The organism is Natrinema versiforme (assembly GCF_005576615.1).
GTDB lineage: Archaea > Halobacteriota > Halobacteria > Halobacteriales > Natrialbaceae > Natrinema > Natrinema versiforme_A.
Map to the genome: position 1 here is coordinate 146,073 of NZ_CP040330.1, position 17,559 is coordinate 163,631.

Annotated in this window: 17 protein-coding genes; 10 read left to right on the forward strand and 7 right to left on the reverse strand. The window is 65.9% G+C overall.

All coding sequences use genetic code 11. From position 1 onward, the window contains the following. Nucleotides 1-42 precede the first annotated feature (42 nt). Nucleotides 43-666 carry an SWIM zinc finger family protein gene (locus FEJ81_RS00695; protein ID WP_138243455.1) on the reverse strand — a complete coding sequence of 208 codons (624 nt, stop codon included), beginning with the start codon at nt 664-666 and terminating at the stop codon, nt 43-45. A gap of 193 nt (nt 667-859) precedes the next feature. Here FEJ81_RS00695 and FEJ81_RS00700 point away from each other — a divergent pair, with 193 nt between their 5' ends. Next, nucleotides 860-1,129: a DUF7472 family protein gene (locus FEJ81_RS00700; RefSeq protein ID WP_138243456.1), complete on the forward strand. Its 270-nt coding sequence runs from the start codon at nt 860-862 to the stop codon at nt 1,127-1,129. A gap of 42 nt (nt 1,130-1,171) precedes the next feature. After that, nucleotides 1,172-1,558: a hypothetical protein gene (locus FEJ81_RS00705; protein WP_138243457.1), complete on the forward strand. Its 387-nt coding sequence runs from the start codon at nt 1,172-1,174 to the stop codon at nt 1,556-1,558. A gap of 40 nt (nt 1,559-1,598) precedes the next feature. Here the strand turns inward: FEJ81_RS00705 and priL are convergent, their stop codons facing one another. After that, nucleotides 1,599-2,684, reverse strand: a complete 1,086-nt coding sequence (gene priL, locus FEJ81_RS00710) for a DNA primase regulatory subunit PriL (protein WP_138243458.1) — start codon at nt 2,682-2,684, stop codon at nt 1,599-1,601. A 234-nt stretch (nt 2,685-2,918) separates the two neighbouring features. On the opposite strand from priL, the gene FEJ81_RS00715 reads away from it, so the two are divergent. Beyond that, nucleotides 2,919-3,788 (forward strand): alpha/beta fold hydrolase, encoded by an 870-nt coding sequence (locus FEJ81_RS00715; RefSeq protein ID WP_138243459.1) that lies wholly within the window; start codon nt 2,919-2,921, stop codon nt 3,786-3,788. Nucleotides 3,789-3,845: 57 nt separating this feature from the next. Here the strand turns inward: FEJ81_RS00715 and FEJ81_RS00720 are convergent, their stop codons facing one another. The 3 genes from FEJ81_RS00720 to FEJ81_RS00730 all read right to left on the reverse strand — a co-directional run bounded on the left by FEJ81_RS00720 (nt 3,846) and on the right by FEJ81_RS00730 (nt 5,509). After that, nucleotides 3,846-4,163, reverse strand: coding sequence for a HalOD1 output domain-containing protein (locus FEJ81_RS00720; RefSeq protein WP_138243460.1), 318 nt, complete (start codon nt 4,161-4,163; stop codon nt 3,846-3,848). Nucleotides 4,164-4,317: 154 nt separating this feature from the next. Beyond that, nucleotides 4,318-5,061 carry a DNA polymerase sliding clamp gene (locus FEJ81_RS00725; RefSeq protein ID WP_138243461.1) on the reverse strand — a complete coding sequence of 248 codons (744 nt, stop codon included), beginning with the start codon at nt 5,059-5,061 and terminating at the stop codon, nt 4,318-4,320. Nucleotides 5,062-5,266: 205 nt separating this feature from the next. After that, a complete protein-coding gene (locus FEJ81_RS00730; RefSeq protein ID WP_138243462.1) occupies nt 5,267-5,509 on the reverse strand; it encodes a TroA family protein in 243 nt (80 codons plus the stop codon). Between the two features lie 137 nt (nt 5,510-5,646). Here FEJ81_RS00730 and FEJ81_RS00735 point away from each other — a divergent pair, with 137 nt between their 5' ends. Further along, nucleotides 5,647-6,564 carry a DUF106 domain-containing protein gene (locus FEJ81_RS00735; protein WP_138243463.1) on the forward strand — a complete coding sequence of 306 codons (918 nt, stop codon included), beginning with the start codon at nt 5,647-5,649 and terminating at the stop codon, nt 6,562-6,564. 90 nt (nt 6,565-6,654) lie between these two features. Next, entirely contained in the window at nt 6,655-7,431 is a 777-nt protein-coding gene (locus FEJ81_RS00740) for a 23S rRNA (uridine(2552)-2'-O)-methyltransferase (protein ID WP_138243464.1), read from the forward strand. Nucleotides 7,432-7,454: 23 nt separating this feature from the next. On the opposite strand, the gene FEJ81_RS00745 is transcribed toward FEJ81_RS00740, so the two are convergent. Beyond that, nucleotides 7,455-7,631, reverse strand: coding sequence for a ribbon-helix-helix domain-containing protein (locus tag FEJ81_RS00745; RefSeq protein ID WP_138243465.1), 177 nt, complete (start codon nt 7,629-7,631; stop codon nt 7,455-7,457). Nucleotides 7,632-7,688: 57 nt separating this feature from the next. Next, nucleotides 7,689-10,025 (reverse strand): twin-arginine translocase subunit TatC, encoded by a 2,337-nt coding sequence (locus tag FEJ81_RS00750; RefSeq protein ID WP_138243466.1) that lies wholly within the window; start codon nt 10,023-10,025, stop codon nt 7,689-7,691. Between the two features lie 140 nt (nt 10,026-10,165). On the opposite strand from FEJ81_RS00750, the gene tatC reads away from it, so the two are divergent. From tatC to FEJ81_RS00775, 5 genes are all read left to right on the forward strand, one after another. Next, nucleotides 10,166-11,143 carry a twin-arginine translocase subunit TatC gene (tatC, locus tag FEJ81_RS00755; RefSeq protein ID WP_138243467.1) on the forward strand — a complete coding sequence of 326 codons (978 nt, stop codon included), beginning with the start codon at nt 10,166-10,168 and terminating at the stop codon, nt 11,141-11,143. Between the two features lie 352 nt (nt 11,144-11,495). Then, nucleotides 11,496-13,601: an assimilatory nitrate reductase NasA gene (gene nasA, locus FEJ81_RS00760; protein WP_229504787.1), complete on the forward strand. Its 2,106-nt coding sequence runs from the start codon at nt 11,496-11,498 to the stop codon at nt 13,599-13,601. A gap of 6 nt (nt 13,602-13,607) precedes the next feature. Further along, on the forward strand, nt 13,608-14,954 hold the full coding sequence (locus tag FEJ81_RS00765; RefSeq protein WP_138243469.1) for an MFS transporter: 1,347 nt from the start codon (nt 13,608-13,610) through the stop codon (nt 14,952-14,954). Between the two features lie 405 nt (nt 14,955-15,359). After that, entirely contained in the window at nt 15,360-17,171 is a 1,812-nt protein-coding gene (locus FEJ81_RS00770; protein ID WP_138243470.1) for a nitrite/sulfite reductase, read from the forward strand. A 79-nt stretch (nt 17,172-17,250) separates the two neighbouring features. Then, nucleotides 17,251-17,541 (forward strand): amphi-Trp domain-containing protein, encoded by a 291-nt coding sequence (locus tag FEJ81_RS00775; RefSeq protein ID WP_138243471.1) that lies wholly within the window; start codon nt 17,251-17,253, stop codon nt 17,539-17,541. The last annotated feature ends 18 nt before the right edge of the window (nt 17,542-17,559 follow it).

The following is a 17,559-nucleotide window of genomic DNA, read 5'->3' on the forward strand; positions in this document are numbered from 1 at the left end:
CGATCGGCGTCGAACTCGGAAAATCGGAACCCGGGAACCGGTCTACGCCGCCGTCTCGAGGCGGGTCCGCGGGAAGACGTAGACCTTCAGCGACGATGGGACGACGCCGTTTCGGGCGACGGTGGCGTGGGGGTAGACCGCGCCGACGACGGGCACGTCGGGGTCGTAGCCCTCGTTCGTCCCGTACTCGGCGACGGTGCAGTCGGCCGAGCCGATTTCGACGGCGTCGGCCCGTAGGTCAGAGACGTCGACGACGGTGAGGCGGTCGCCCGTCTCGCGGTCGATAACGGTGTCGCCGGGGCCGATCGCGTGCTCGTCGCAGTAGAACGGCGCGGTCGCGTCCTCCGCGACGAACATCGTCTCGTCGCAGTCGTGGCAGGTGACCGAGACCTCGCCCGGTGGCGGGGTGCGCCCCTCCGTGATCTCGATCGCGACCCGGCGGATGTGCTTGCAGCGGGCCTCGCGGAAGACGTGATCCGGACAGGTACACCTGCCCGCCTCGAGATCGACGAGGTAGGTGTGGTCGCTCGCGGACTCGACCTCGTAGAGGCCGTCGCCGAGGGGCAACACCGACATCGGTTCGGTGCGCGCCCGGCGCGAGCGCTCCGTGAGATGGTCGGCAGACGGTACGTGAAGCGGCGCTTTCGGTGACGCTATTGTTTTCATGGGTGCGTCGGGATGGGGTTCGCTGGTCGGCTGGCTATTCGACGCAGATAGGGCCTCGAGGGCAATAACGGCCGCGCCTGCATGCTCAAGTGCGACCTTTATGCCGGGTGCACCCGCCGCGATCAGCCTCCAGCTAACGCCGCTTGCCCCCCTTCGAAGCGCTTTTCACCGGGCCGACGAAAGCGATTAGTCAATGGTCGAACGCGAACAGCTCATCGAAATCGCCGTGTCCGTGGGTTCGGTCGTCCTGATGATCGCGGCCATGGTCTACGTCGGCTCCGCCTACGGAACCGAAAACAGTACGCTCTCGCCGGAGGGCGGTCAGATGCTCGTCGGGGTTATCATCGGGTTTATCCTCCTGATGACCGCGGTCGGCATCGCGCTGGCCTACCTGCTGAACGATCCCGAGGACGGCCTCGAGACGAACGACGATGACGATGTCGACGCACAGGGCACGTTCTGAACCCGTCGGTACGTTTTTCTCCTTGGGCAGTTGACATTCGGTATGGTGCGTTCCGACGACACGCCGACCCGACGCTATCGCTCCCGACTCGGCCGAGTCGCCGCCGTCGTCACGGTCGCGTTGCTCGGTTCGTCGCTGCTCGTGCGGTCGACAGCGATCGTCGACCCCGTCACCGCCATCGGCGGGTTGATCGTCTTCTCGGCGCTTGCAATCGGCCTCGAGTGGCGACGATCCGCGACGGACGATCCGTCGTCCGCTGACGAGTCCGAGGACGAGGATCGCTCGAACGTCTGGGACGCGATTCCGTCGTGGCAGTACGGGGGCCGTCACGTCGAGTCCGGCGGTATCACCCGCGGCGAACAGGAACGGGCGCTGCAGGACATTCAACGGCAGGCCGAGGAACTGTCGGACGAACCGCCGGAAAACTAATCGGTCGATGGTTTCGATCGAGCGCGGACCGACCGCGGAGTCAGTCGCCGCTCGCTGACTGGCCGTCGTCCTCCGCTTCTCGCCAGTCCTCGAGTTCCTCGTCGTCGGCGTCGTCGATCCGCTGCTCGTAGTAGGCCATCGGGTGCGGAATCCGCTCGCAGAGGTCGTCTTTGTTCACGCAGTCGCCGTAGGACTGCATGGTCGCACACGAGGGGGCCGAGTACTCCGTCGGCGAGCTATCACCGCGGATGTGGTCGGTCTGGTAGCGGGTCATCTCCTCGCCGAACGACGAGTTGACGCGATAGAGGTCGACGACCTGGTCGGTGGTCATCCCGATGCTCGTCAGGAAGGCGGTGATCGCGAACCGGGAGTGGTGGGGCAGGTGCTCGCCCTTCTGGATCTGGTCGAGCAGGGCCTTCATACACGGCGGGAACAGGTCCGGCACGACGGTATCGATGTCCTGTGTCAACTCGAGGTCGGCCAGTACCTCTCGGATCTCGGCGGTCTCGTCCTCGAGTGCGGACCCGATCGCCTCGGGCACCTCGAAGGGAAGCCCGTCCTCGATGCGACCCCGGATCGCCTCCCGGAGAAGCGTGAGCAGTTCCTCCTCGTCGACGGGGACTTCGCCGGCTTCTAACGGCTGGTTGACGAGTCGCCACTCGTCGTCCCAGAGGTCTTCGGCCAGCGGCAGGTAGGTGCCGACATCGATTCGGTACGCGTCGCCGCTCGTCTCGCGGACCGCATCCCGGAGGTCGAACTCCGCGAGCAGTTCGTCGAGTTCCAGCCCCGTCGACTCGACGCTTTTCAGTTCGGTGGTATCGGCCATGTCGGCGGTGAACCGCTCGTAGGCCGTCGCGGCCTCGGCCCGGGCGTACTTGCGGACGAGCACGCGTTCGTCGACCATCGATACGAGGACCCGGGCGACGGGGTAGGAAAGCAGTTCGATGCGGGCGTCGCGGTGTGGCTCCCCGGTCTCACCCGACTCGAGCGCGGTAATAACGCGTTGGCGCGCGCGATCGACGACCGCCCGATCCTGTTCGACGACGGTCGCCAGATCGACCGCCTCCGTCGCGACGGACTCGCGGGCCGCCTCGAGAAACGGGTATCGGGCGTGAAGTCGCTGCATCGGTAAAACGATATTACTCCGATGGGATAAACGCGCTGATTAGCATAATCATCTCTTATTACGACCGTCGTTCCGGCGGACGTATCTCGCCGCCCGTTGCCCGGGAATAGTCGGCGACGCCGCAGGTAATAAAGTCGGCACCGGCAGTCGACGGCGGCACGCGAGATCGCCCGACGTCGTTTGGCTCCCGTTTCGATGATCGATTTCAAGGGAGTCCGACACGTCGTCTCGAGTATGCCACAGGCGACGAGAGACGGCGTGTCGATCTACTACGAGTACGACCGGAGCGACGGCGAGCGGCGAGCGCCGGTCGTGTTCGTGCAGGGACTCGGATTCGGCCGGTGGATGTGGCGCTGGCAGCGCGAGGCCGTCGCCAGCGAGTACGACGTGGTGGCCCCCGATAACCGGGGGACCGGCCGGTCGGATACCGGCCTCCCGCCGCTGGTTCCGCGGCTCCCGGCCAAACTCCGCGCCCCGGTCCTCCGCAAACTGGCCGGCTACTCGATCGGCGGACTGGCCGCCGATTTGGAGGCCGTCCTCGACGATGCGGGGATCTACGACGCCCACATCGTCGGCGCGAGCATGGGCGGGATGATCGCCCAACGCTACGCGATCGAGTACTCCCGAGCGAAGTCGCTGACGCTCTGTTGTACGTCCCACGGCGGCCCCGACGCGGCCCCGGTGCCCGACGAGACCCAAGCCCACATGTTCGACACGCCCGACGGCGCGAGCGAGCGGGAGACGCTCCGCCACCGGATGCGGCCCGCGTTCAACGAGCGGTTCACCAACCGGAACCCACATCTCATCGACCGGATTCTCGAGTGGCGACTGGAGCAGGACGCCGACGACCCCGCTCGCGAGGCCCAAGCCGCCGCCGTCCTGAACTTTGACGTCAGCGATCGCCTCGACGGACTTCGAATCCCGACGCTCATCCTCCACGGGACGGACGACCGGGTCGTCCCCGTCGAGAACGCGCGGCTGCTCGAGGAGAAGATCTCAGACAGCCGTCTCGAACTCGTCGAGGGCGGCTCGCACCTCTTCTTCATCGAGAACGCCGACGACGTGAACGAGCAGTTGCTCGCGTTTCTGGACGAACAGGAGTAACGAGAGTCGCGCCGGCGGCGGGGACTCGAGTGAGGGTGCGGTCGAGAGAACTCGTCCTCAACTGGCCGTCGCGGTGGCGTCTCGAATCCGTATCTCGCCGTCGGTTCGGACGCCGATATCGAACGCGTCGTAGGTGAACCACACCTCGTGGGTCCCCGCGTCGCCGACGCGTTGGCCGTGCTCGACGAGGGAGTCGAGCGCGTCGGGATCGACGGCCTCGTACAGCGGCGGGAGGTCGGCCGGCTCCGCCTCTCGGAGCGCGGCGACCGCGGTGACGACGGCCTCGCTCGGCCGCTCGCTGGCGGGATCGAACGTTGCGACGCAACTCGTGTCGCGTGGCTCCGACTCGTCCGTGGAATCGTTCGCGGAGGGCATATGTCATCCGAGAACGAGTGTCCCGGTAGCCGCTCTCCTTTCCATATCGAATTTTTAAGTAGTCCGACGGACGGAACGGCATCGAGTCGCTCCCTCACACCGATGGAGTCGGCGGCGGGAGCCGATACCGAGAAACTGCGAAAACGGCAGTGCGTTACTCGCTCTGGATGCGCGGCGCGAGCATGTAGGTGACCTGTCCCTGCCCCTCCGCGAAGCCGAAGTAGATCTTGACGGGGAACTCCTCGCCGAGGTCGAGCGTGACCTCGGTGTCTTTCGGGATCGCCTTGTTCATGTCTTTGAGATAGTCGAGCGAGAACAGCGAGTGAGCGGGGCCGACCTGCAGGTCGATCAGATCGTCTCGAGTAAGCTCGAGGTGGACGTCGTCGGTGTCGCCCGCCGCGTCGACGTAGAAGTACTCTTCAGTCTCGTCGACGCCGAGCGCGATGTGGTCGGAGACCATATCCGCGGCGGTCACCGAGCGGTTGACGTCTTTGCCCTCGAGGACGACCTCTCCGGGGAGATCGAGGTCCGGAATGTCCGGTTCCTGTCGGATCGAATCGGGGTCGATGAGCGCGAGCGTGTACTCGAGGCCGTCGATCTGGATCTGGAGTTTGCGGGTCTCCTCGTCGAGTTCGAGTTGGATGAGTTGGCCGGATTCGGCCATGCCAGCGATGTCTTCGAGCCGCGAGAGGTCGACACCGATCAGCCCGCCGTCGGCTTCGTACGATTCGAACGCAGCCGCATCGAGCGAGAGGTCGACCATCCCGACGTTCGCGGGGTCGACGGCCCGGATTTCCAGACCGTCCTCCTCGAGGTGGATCTTGCACTCGTCGACCAGCACGCTGATCGAATCCAGCGCGCTGGTGAGCGTTTCGGCGCTCACGATGGCCTTGAACATATAGGTCGGGGTACGGACGGTCGACATAAAAAGCCACCCTTTACGCGCGGACGGAACCGCGGTCGGCGGCGCGGAGGGTGGTTCGGACGGTCGCTCGACGGACGGGGAATTCGCATGCTCACTCGAGAGGATATCGCGAAGACGAGACGCGAGACTTCCCGATCCGGTTCCGCCCGCGATCGCGTCTCGTATCGCCCCACTCGCCTCAGTATTCGCCGCGCAACCGGATCTCTTCGTCGGTGATCTCGCCGATCGCGTCGTTTCGGAGGGGATACCGGCTCCCGGTGTCCGGGCCCCAGCCGAGTCTGGTCTTGAGTTCGCCGCCGATCTCGTCGTTCGGGTCGACGTAGGCCGTTCCGTCCTCAACGTCGAGGACGACCCCGATTTCGGTGCCGTTGCTGTCGATGACGCGCTTTCCGCCGTCCTCGGTCGTGATCTCGTCGCCCATGGTCGCCGGTCCACGCTTCGGCGGGATAACTGCTGGCCCGGCGTTCGAAACCCGCCGGACCGGTCGGAGCCGACTGCAGAACGGATCGCCGAAACGAAAGGGTTGATAGTTCGGTAGCGGAGATTCCCGGCTAGCGAATGCCTATCGATCAGTTGGTGGCGCTCCTCGAGAACGAGTCGGTCCGAGAGGCCCTTGTGATCGTCTACGAACGATCGGACGGTGGCACGGAGGAACTCGAGTGGAGCGACGTCAGGGACTCCCTGTCGAGCGATCAGTGGGGAACACTCATCGAACGAGAGGTGCTCGTCAGCGCCGGGACCGGATTCGCGATCGCGGAGCCCGACCAGGTCGAGCGCCTTCTCGCGGGAGACGATTCGTCCGAGCGCACAGGGACGGGAGACGAGCCCTCCGAGCACACGGGGCTGGACGATATCGAGTCACCGTCCTGGACCTCCGCAGACAAGGCCGCGGGCGTGTTCGCACTCTTTCTGTTCGCCGGCTACTGGAACGCCCAGATCCGGAACATCGTCGCGTCGGTCGAGAGCGTCGTACTCGGCCCCGTCGCCGAATTCGTGCCGTTTCACCTCATCATCGTCTTCCTCGCGGTCGTCACCGGGCTCTATTCGACCATCTTACAGTCCCGCCTGATGGACCGCGAGAAACTCGAGGAGTACAAACAGCGGATGGAGGACCTCCGAGAGCGAAAGGAGGCGGCGACAGAGCGCGGCGACGACGCGGCCCTCGAGCGGATTCAGGAGGAGCAGATCGCGGCCGCCGGCGACCAGTTCGGCATGTTCAAGCTACAGTTTCGGCCGATGGTCTGGATCATGCTGTTGACGATTCCGGTCTTTCTCTGGCTCCGTTGGAAAGTCCGCGGTGGCCATCTCGGTGCCGGGGAAACGGGGCTGGTCGTCCCGCTCGCGGGCTCGGTCACGTGGCAGCAATCCCTCGTCGGCCCGATGCAGACGTGGATCGTCTGGTATTTCGTCTGCTCGATGGCGGCCCGACAGCTCATTCAGAAGACGCTCGATCTCCGGACCGGGTCGTCCTCGTAGCCCTCCGACTGCGGATTCGGCCGTCGAAACGACGAGTCGCGACACCTATCCGTCTCGACCGGCTAGTCGCGATAACTGAGTGACACGCTGATGGCAGGCAAAGACCACTACTACAACAAAGCGAAACAGGAGGGGTATCGCTCGCGAGCGGCCTACAAGCTCAAACAACTCGACGAACTCGAGAACGTCATCGACCGCGGCGACACGGTCGTCGACCTCGGTGCGGCACCGGGCGGCTGGCTCGAGGTCGCGGCTGAGGAAGTCGGTCCGGAGGGGAACGTCATCGGCGTCGACTTCCAGCGGATCAAGGAATTCGACGATCACGACAACGTCGAGACGCTCCGCGGGGACATGACCGAGGACAAGACCCGGGACCGGGTCATCGACGCCGCCGGCGGTCCGGTCGATGCCGTGATTTCGGACATGGCCCCCAACATGTCCGGCGAGTACTCGCTCGATCAGGCCCGCTCGCTGCACCTCGCGCGACAGGCCTTCGAGACCGCGCTCGAACTCCTCGACAACGGCGGGGACTTCGTCGTGAAGGTCTTCGAGGGCCCGGACGTCGACGACTTCCGGGCGGACGTCGAGGAGGAGTTCCAGTACGTCCGCGCGACCTCGCCGAAGGCCAGCCGCGACGAGTCCTCCGAGGTCTACTTCATCGCCAAGGGTCGGCTCACCGCCTCGGTGCGGCCGGGCGACGAACTCGAGGTCGAGATCGAGGCCGTCGGCGGCGAAGGCGACGGGATGGCGAGCGTCGACGGCTACCGGCTGTTCGTCCCGAACACCGAGGAAGGAGAGACGGTCTCCGTCCGCGTCGAGGACGTCAAGCCGAACTTCGGGTTCGCACAGCGGATCGACCGGGACTGACCGATTGAGCGGGCCGACCGCTGCTATTCCTGGTCCTCGAGGCGGTCGTGGCGTTTGTCGATCTCGTCTAAGATATCCAGGTTCTTGCGGATCGAGGAACGGATCGCGTCGCTGCGGTTGACGAACTTGCCGTCGTCGCCGACGTGGTCGTCTAAGTCGTTGAGGAGTTCCTGCGGGATTTCGACGCTGATCTTGGGCATCAGTCTGGGTAGTCGTTCGCACGTCGCCGACTTAAGCCGTCGGCTCGCGGCACCGCGTTACTCGACGACGGTCGCACCGGCGTCGCCGTCCGGGTCCGCGTCGGCCGCCGAGCCGCCGCCACCGCCGCCGAACAACCGGCCGCCACCGGTCAGGACGTAGAGGACGGCGAGGCCGATCAGGTACGTGAGCGCGATCGGGATGGAAAACAGCAACATCATCAGCACGCCCTTCGGGCTGAAGAAGGCCGCGATGACGAAGATTCCGACCACGACCGGCCGCCACCGCTCGAGCATCGAGCGGTAGCTGACGATTCCGCCGGCGTGGAACAGCGCCATCGTGACGATGATGTTCAGCAGGAAGCCGATGCCGACAGTGGTGAAGATCACGAGCCAGAAGAAGCTCTTGATCCGGTAGGAGATGACCATCCCGTTACTGAGCGCGTCCGAGACCAGATACGAGATGATCGTCGGCGCGACGTAGAAGAAGCCGAGGTAGGTCCCGACCGCGAAGCCGGCCAGAAGGCCGCCGCCCCAGACGACGAACGTGCGACGGTCGCCGTAGACCAACCCGCGCTCTTTGGCGGCCGGCCAGGCGTAGAACAGCGCCAGCGGCATGGAGAAGACGAGGCCGGCGAGCGCGCTGATCTTCGCCTCGAAGATGAGCACCTCGACCGGATTCAGGGCGATGACGATGTCCATCTCCGCGATGAGCTCCTGAAGGGTCAACGTGGACGGATCGACGCCGTCGGCGACGACCTCCTCGAGTACGTCTCGGGGGACCTGATCGAGGAAGAGCCTGAGCACGTCCCTGAGCCCACCCGAGTAGAGCCAGAAGAAGGTCCCGCCCATGACGATCATGAACAGCCCCACGATGTGAAACACCTTCGAGGTGAGACTGTTGAGAACGAACGCGATGTCGTAAGCGTAGCCGCCGATGTCGTCCTCGGTGGTCTCGTCCTCGGTGAACGGGTCGAGCATGCCGGCGGCGGTGCTCGCGAAGAGGTCGCCTTCGTCCTCGTCTGCGGCGGCTCCGCCGCCCGCTGCGGCCGCGTCGCCCGCGTCCGCCGACTCACCCTTGCTCCCCATCTCCTGGACCGTATCGAAGCGATCGAGGATCGCCTCGGCCTTCGCTCGGTTGTCGTCGTACATCGCCTGCCGGGAGTACTCGAGAGCCTGATCCTCGCTCATGGTCCGGAAGACCTGCGTCGAGAGGTCCGTGATGTCCTCGGACGCGAGCGTCTCGAAGTCGACGTCCTCGTGTGAGTCCGCCCGCCGGATATCGCCCGGTCGCGGGTAGACCGGCTGCTGGAGGACGTGAATCGTGTAGCCGAGCAGGACGACGAAGCCGACGACGGCGGCGACGAGCAGACCGACCGCGATCTCGCCGAGGAGTCCGTGTTCGATCGCCACGGTCTCGAGCCCGGTGGTTCCGTCGGGGCGCAGCCACGACGGGAACGTGGGATAGACCGACTCGCGGAGGTAGCCGAAGCCGCCCTGATTGACGGCGACGGTGATCGCGGCGGCGACGGCGGCGAGCGCGCCGCCGAACTGGAGGAGACGTCGTTTGACGTGTTCCGTCCCCGTTCCGGCGGAGTTCGCCGCGCCGCGCCGGCGGATGTTCGTGACCACCTTGGCCAGCCCGAGGCTGAAGACGTAGAGGACGACCATCGGCATCGCCCACATGACCTGCGTGAACGGGTCCGGCGGTGAGAACAGGGCCCCGAAGACGACGATCCCGACGACGGCGTGTCGCCACTTGTCACGGAACGTTTCGTAGGGGATGATCTCGGTGTAGGACAGGACGCCCATCAACAGCGGCAGCTGAGCGGCGAGTCCGAACGACAGCGTCAGCAGCGCCATGAACTCGGTGAACTCGGTGATACCGTAACTGGGCTTGACGCCGGCCTTGACGGCGTTTCCAGCGAGGAACTCGAAGGCATACGGGAAGAAGATGCTGTAGGCGTAGATGACGCCAGCGAGAAACAGCGACAGCGACATGGTTATTAGCCCGGCGATGTAGCCCTTCGAAATCGGGACGGCGCTCGTGTAGCCGCGACGGCGGAGGGCTTTCCGGGAGAAAAAGAGCAGGGCCGGGATCGCGACGATAATTCCCGCGATCATCCCGATCTTGGCCTGAAGCAGAATGACCTCGAACGGCGTCCGGGTGATGACATCGGTCGAGCCGGCGATCTCTTCGTTCATCTGTCCCGTCGCGGTCGCCTTGAGAAAGTCCCAGACGACCACGCGGAGCGCGTAGAAGGAGCCGACGAAGCCCAGCAAGAAGACGATAAACACCTTCTGGAGGTGTTGCTGGGCGCCCGAGAGTAGTGCGCCGAGCGTCTCCCGGCCGGTATTGATGGCCTTGGCAGTGTCCTCGTCGACGGCAGAACTCATTGGGTAAACGGTAACTGACATCCAGTTATCAACCTTTCGAGTGGGTGTGCGGTTCGAGGACCGATCGAGCGGCCTTCTCACTCTCGAGGGGTGTTCGTAAGAAAAAGGCCTATAACCGGTGCCCTATCACTATCCCGTAGATGTCGGACGAGCCGGCGGACGACCGCGACGTGGAGGGCACCCGAGAGTCGGGGGACGACCTTGACGAGCGACGGCCAGCCGCCGATGCGTCCGATGCCGATGCCGATCCCGTATCCGACGACGGATCGGCCGACCACGACGAGCCGGACGAACCCAGTCTCGAGACCGACGGCGAAGGCGTCGTCGGCGACCGGCACAACCCCGAGCCGACGTATCCCGACTCCGACGACGATATCGGCGGGATCTCGACGCCGCCGGACGACGAGGAGATGCCGCTTGCCGACCACATCGAGGAGATGGTCCTCCGGCTCGCGGTCGTCCTCTTGTTCGGAGCCGGCGGGACGGCGATCGGACTTCTGTGGGCCTCCCAAGCCATCGAATTCGTCTGGTTCAACGTCTTTCCCTACGAGGTCAGCGAGGTCCCGCCGCCGCACGTGTACAACCCGCTCGAGCTGTGGCTGACGCGGATCAAGATCTCGTCGCTGCTGGGGATCATGTTCGCCCTGCCGGTGTTGGTCTACGAGTGTTACCTGTTCATGCGGCCCGGGCTGTATCCCAACGAGCGCAAGTACTACCTCGCGGCCGTCCCGACGAGCGTCGTGCTCGCTGCGGGTGGGATGCTGTTCTCGTACGTCCTCGTCCTCCCGATCCTCTTCGAGTACTTCACCTACTACGCCGAGGAGAGCGCCATGATCGCGTACGCGCTCGGCGAGACGTTCAACCTGATCATCACGCTGACCGGCTTCCTCGCGATCGTCTTCCAGATTCCGCTGTTCATCATGCTGGCGATCATGATGGGTGTGACGACCCGCCGTTGGCTGGCCCAGAAGCGGCTGTACTTCTGGGCGGCTTTCGCGGGGCTGTCGTTCATGTTCACCATCGACCCGACGATGATGGCTCCCATCCTCGTCGCCATCACGATGATCCTGCTGTTCGAGGGGACGCTGTTCGTCCTCAAGTGGGTCGGGCGCGAGTAAGTCGACTCGAGTCCGGTTCCGTTTTTCCACGCGGCGTTCTCGACATCAATTCCGCAGACGAGTCGAGAATCCGTGGACATTCGTTTGGTCGCCAGCCGGTACACCCGTCATATAATGGCCTTATATTGTATGCATCCGTTCGCATATTGCGGACTCCGTCTCGTTCTCGAGATAAAATTCATAGTTCGTAAACGATCACCGTTTAGTAGGTGCATATGTTCTCCTAATCTGTGAACATTTGAATGATGTTGCGCCAATATCGCTTTGATGGGTGTGATTGTAAATCACATAATCCCATTCGCGCCGACGCGGCGGGGTGGGACCCGTGACCGAACTCGTCCCGACCACGTGTATGCGGTGTGCGGTCGGCTGCGGCCACGTCCAGCAGGCCCCCGAGCGGGGGTACGGCCTCGAGACCGTCCGCGGCGACGCCGCGCATCCGGTCAATCAGGGACTGGCGTGCCAGCGCGGCGTCAGTGAGACCGCCGATCCGGGCGGCGAGTGGCTGACCCGCCCCCTCGAGCGGAAAGACGGCGAACTCGTCCCGACGACGTGGGAGTCCGCCCTCCAGCGCGCGGCGGGCGGACTCGGGAGCGCGCTCGAGTCGGGCGGCGACAGCGTCGCCGTCTTGGGGAGCGGCCAGCAGACCAACGAGGCCGCCTACGCGCTCGGGAAACTCGCCCGCGGTGGGTTCGGTACCCGGTACTACGACGCCAACACGACGCTGTGTATGGCCTCGGCCGTCACCGCCTACTACGACGCCTTCGGCAGCGACGCGCCGCCGCCGACCTACGACGACATCCCCGAGGCCGAGAGCCACGTCGTCTGGGGCGCGAACCCGGCGGCCGCCCATCCGGTCATGTTCCGGTGGATTCGCCAGTCCGCCGACGAGGACGACTCCGAGCTGATCGTCGTCGATCCCGTCCACAGCGAGACCGCCGAGGTGGCCGACCACCACGTCCCGCTCGAGCCGGGCGGTGACCTCGCGCTCGCTCGAGCAGTCCTCGCTCGCGTCGTCGAGACGGACCGCGTCGACGAGGCGTTCGTCGCCGAGGCGACGGTCGGCTTCGAGGAGCTCCGCGCGGAGCTGCCCGACGCGGCCGAGGCCGCCGAGATGGCGGGCGTCTCGATGGACGACGTCGACCGCCTTGCCGACGCGCTCGAGGACCGCACCCTCTGTTACTGGGGGATGGGGATCAACCAGAGCGTCAACGGGACCGCGGCCGCGGGCGCGCTGATCGATCTGTGTCTCGCGACCGGCAACCTCCGGCCGGGCTCGGGGCCGTTCTCGCTGACCGGACAGGCCAACTCGATGGGGACCCGCGTCTGCTCCTCGAAGGGGTCGTGGCCCGGCCACCGCCCCTTCGCCGATCCGGACCATCGTCGGGAGGTCGCCGAGACGTGGGACGTGTCGGTCTCGCGGTTCCCCGACGACCCGGGCCCGGGACCGGTCGGGATCGTCGACGCGATCGGCGACGACATCGACGCGGTCTACGCGGTCGCGACCAACCCCGTCGCGGGCATGCCCGACGCGACCCGCGTCCGCGAGAAACTCGAGGACTCGTTCCTCGTCGTCCAGGACGCCTTCCGCAGCGAGACGGTCGAGTACGCCGACGTCGTCCTGCCCGCGGCGACGTGGGGCGAGTCCGAGGGGACGACGACCAACATGGAACGGACGATCTCCCGGGTCCGAGCCGCAACGGAGACGCCCGGCGGCGTCCGAACCGATCTCACGCTGATCGGCCAACTCGCCGATCGCCTCGTCCCCGACCTGTTCGACAACCGGCCGGAGCCAGAAGCCGTCTTCGACGAACTCGCCGCGCTGACGGCCGGTACGCCGGCCGATCTCTCGGGGATCAGCTACGACCGCCTCGAGGCCGAACGTGCAGTCCGCTGGCCGGCACCGGAGCCGGACGTGTCGGCGGGCTACCGGTACTACGAGGGCGACGAGTCCGACGAGAGCGACGCCGCCGACGATTCGTGGTCGTTCCCGACCCAGTCGGGCCGCGCGCGGTTCTCGACGGGCGAGGCCCGCCCGCTTCCCGAGCCGACCGACGAGTCCTACCCGTTCACGCTGACGACCGCGCGCCGCCCGGACGCCTACAACACCGGGGTTCGGACCCGCGAAGACGAGCCGCCGACGGCCCGGGTCAGCCCGGCGACGGCCGCCGCCTTCGCGGAGGAACTCGAGGCCCCGGCGGACGACCTCGAGGACGGCGACGACGAGCAGTTCGCTCGCGTCGTCTCCCGCCGGGCGTCGGTCACGGTCAGCGTCGAGACCGACGAAGCGATCCCCGACGGCGTCGTCTGGCTGCCGATCCACCACCCCGACGTGAACGACCTCACGCTGCCCGATGTCGACCCGCGCTCGAACGAACCCAACTTCAAGCAGTGCGCGGTTCGCCTCGAGTCGCTTCGGGAACGGGACGTCAGGTCGGTCGCCGAAGCGAGCGCCTGACAGTTCATGACGGCGAGATCGGATTCCGAGGCTATCGACGACGCGCTCGAGATTCGGGGGAACGCCCGACGGGGCGTCGCGTCCGCGACCCTCGGGTTCTTCGTGGGCTTCGCCGGCGTCGTCCTCTACGGTCCCGTCGCGACCGAACTCGAGGGAGCGATGGGACTGTCCGGCATCGCGCTCGGACTGCTGGTCGCCGCGCCGCAACTCACCGGTTCGCTGCTCCGGGTTCCCTTCGGCGCATGGGTCGAAGACGTCGGCGCGGCGAAGCCGTTTCTCGTCTTGCTCGGCTGTGCGGTCGTTGGAATGGCCGGCCTGTCCACGATTCTCGTCACGCTCGGGACCGACGGGTTGACGATGGCTCACTACCCGCTCGTGTTCCTGTTCGGCTCGCTGTCGGGCTGTGGAATCGCGACGTTTTCGGTCGGGGCCGCCCAGACGTCGTACTGGTCCCCGGAGGAGCGACAGGGAACGATGCTCGCGGTGTACGCGGGGCTGGGCAACAGTTCGCCGGGGATCTTCACGCTCGTCGTCCCCGTCGCGCTCGCCGCGCTCGGCCTGACCGGCGCGTATCTGGCGTGGTTCGGTTTCCTCGTTTGCGGGACGCTCGCCTACGCGGTCGTCGCCGTCGACGCGCCGTTCTTCCAGTTCCGGAAACAGGGACTTGCGGCCGACGCCGCGAAACGGCGCGCCGAAACGCGGGGACAGGAACTGTTCCCCAGCGGCGACGCGATGGCCTCGATCCGCGAGGCGGCGAGCATCTGGCGGACGTGGGTCCTCGTCGCGCTGTTTTTCACCTCCTTCGGCGGCTTTCTCGCGCTGACGACGTGGTTTCCGTCCTACTGGGCGGCCGTCCACGATCTGTCCGTGCAACGTGCGGGAGCCCTCACGGCGCTCGCGTTCACCCTGCTCGCGGCGCTCGTCCGCGTGCCGGGCGGCGTCGTCAGCGACCGATTCGGCGGCGAACCCACTGCAATCGCGAGCTTCGTCGTCGTCGGCGTCGCCGCGGCCGTACTGATCGCGGCGCGAACCGTCCCGCTCGCGATCGGCGGGACGGTCTTGCTCGGGATCGGGATCGGCGTCGCCAACGCGGCGGTGTTCGGACTCGTCCCCGAGTACGTGCCGGAGGCCGTCGGCGGCGCGTCCGGGCTGGTCGGCGGCCTCGGAGCGTTCGGCGGCTTCGTCATCCCACCGGTGCTCGGCCTCTTCGTCGACCTGCAGGGGCCCGCCGGCTACGCCAACGGCTACGTCGTGTTCCTCGTCCTCGCGGTCGTCTCGATCGGGCTCTCCGGCGGGTTGTATCGGACTCGAGTGGAGCCGACCCCGGACACGGCGGTCCCGTCCGACGATTGAAGCCGTTCGTTTTTCGCCCCGTCTCCTGCCCGTTCGTCGAGTTCTCGAGCAGTCGCGATCCCCCGCGACGCGTCACACCGGCCGAGCCGCGTCGGTCGCGGCCCGGTGTGCGCGCTGAAAGCGAGATTGCCGTCCGATCCCACCCCTAATCGGGGGGTTGGCCGCCCGGACCGGGTGTGTAATCGCCCATTCTCCGCCCCGGTCAGCCGTGATATACGTCCTAATACAGTGCATATGTCATTGGAGATACCACGTCCGGCCCCGAAACCACGTCGAAAAACTGATTTTGTAAACGATTACTGTTATATGTTTTAGGACCATGTCGTCAAAACGTGAATTACGACATGTTTGGCGAGGAACTCTGCGGATTCGAGGCCGATCGTTCGGTCAGTGAGGTGAGCGCCGATGGCGCATAAGAAAGAGGAACTCAAGGAGGGCTGTTACGGCGACGAGGTCCGCGAACACATCCTCGAGTTCGCGGACAACGGCGGCTACGAGGCGATTCCGGAGGACGAACACGAGAAGTGGTTCACCCGGTTCAAGTTCTGGGGGCTGTTCCACCAGCGCTCCGGGCAGGAATCGTACTTCATGATGCGGCTGACCAACGCCAGCGGCATCTTAGAGCCCGACCAACTGCGGACGATCGGCGAGGTCGCCCGCGAGTACGCCAAAGGCCCCGTCGAAAACCCCGAGTTCGGCAACGGGTGGATCGACCTGACCACCCGCCAGTCGGTGCAACTGCACTGGCTCAAACTCGAGGACGTGCCCGAGATCTGGGAGAAACTCGAGGCCGCCGGCGTCCACTCCCGCTCGGCGGGCGGGGACACGATGCGCAACATCTCGGGGTGTCCGCTCCACGGGAAGGCCGAGGAGTTCGTCGAGGCCGGCCCGCTGCTCGAGCGCTTCGAGGAGGACCTGCGCAAGGACGACGCGCTCGCGAACATGCCCCGGAAGTTCAACATTAGCGCGTCGGGCTGTACGGTCGGCTGCGCACAGGACTCGCTCAACGACATCGGGTTCGAGCCGGCGACCAAGGAGATCGACGTCTCCGGCGGAGCCGGAGGCTCGTCGGACTCGTCCGACGGTGGCGAGGAAGTCCGTGGGTTCAACGTCTGTATCGGCGGCGGGCTCGGCGGCCGTCAGCCCCGCGCCGCGACGCCGCTCGACGTCTTCGTCCGTCCCGAGAACGCCTACGAGGTCGGCCGCGGCTTCGTCGAACTCTACCACGACTACGGCAACCGCCAGAACCGTTCGAAGAACCGCGCCCGGTTCTTCGCCGAGGACTGGGGCATGGAGAAAATCCGCGAGACGCTCCAAGAGGAGTACGTCGACTTCGAAATGCACACCGAAGGCGAGGACTTCCGCGAGGAGTACACCTACAATGCCGGCCGCCCCGTCGAAGCGGGCCAGCACGACCACGTCGGCGTCGGCGATCAGAAGGACGGACAGAACTACGTCGGCCTGAGCGTTCCCGTCGGCCGCCTGCCGGCCGAGGACGCCATCGAACTCGCCGATCTTGCCGACGAGTACGGCTCCGGCGAGGTCCGCCTGACCCGCCGCCAGAACCCCGTCATCGTCGACGTCGCCGACGAGGACCTCGAGGGGCTGCTCGCGGAACCGATCCTCGAGGAGTACCCCGCCGAGCCCAGCCCCTTCGAGCGCGGGGCGATGGCCTGTACCGGCACGGAATTCTGCTCGATCGCGCTGACCGAGACGAAGGGTCGGATGGCTCGCATGCTGCGCTGGTTCAACAAGAACGTCGAACTGCCCGACGATGTCGGCAAGATCAAGATGCACTACTCCGGCTGTACGGCCGACTGCGGGCAGGCGATGACCGCCGATATCGGTCTGCAGGGCATGCGCGCCCGCAAGAACGGCGAGATGGTCGAGGCCTTCGACATCGGCGTCGGCGGCGGCGTCGGCGAGGACCCCTCCTTCATCGACTGGGTCCAACAGCGCGTGCCCGCCGACGAAGCGCCGGGCGCGATCCGCAACCTGCTCGAGGCCTACGCGGCCCACCGCGAGGACGGTCAGACGTTCCGCCAGTGGGTCGAGGCGACGGCCGAGGAACAGCTCGTGGAGTTCTGCGAGCCCGAGGAGACGGACTTCGAGGCGCCGTACATGGCCGACGCCAAGCAGTCGTGGTACCCCTTCGCCGAGAGCGAGTCCGCGGCGGCCGCCACCGGCGAGGAGTCCGCGGCCCCGTCCGACGACTGACGCGGTTTCGGTCCGCCCGAGACGATCGCCCCGATTTCTCGAGCGCGTATTTATCAGCTCCCGGTCCGTACGGTCTCGTATGCCCGAAGACGTACTCTTCGAATCCGAGAGCGACCGGGACCGAGCGGAAATCGCGTCACTGCTCCGCCGCGTCGCGGACAACTTAGACGCCGGCGAGGCGATCACGCTTACAGCCGGTTCCGAGTCCGTGACTCTCGAGCCGCCCGCCCGGCCGACATTCGAGGTCAAAGCCGAACGCGAGGGGCCGGCCGACGGCCCCGGCGAATTGAGCGTCGAGTTCGAACTCGAGTGGGACGAGGTCGAGGAGGGCGAGGACGAGAGTAGCGACGGAGCGTTAGAAATCGAGTGAGGGACTCTCCGGCCGTCG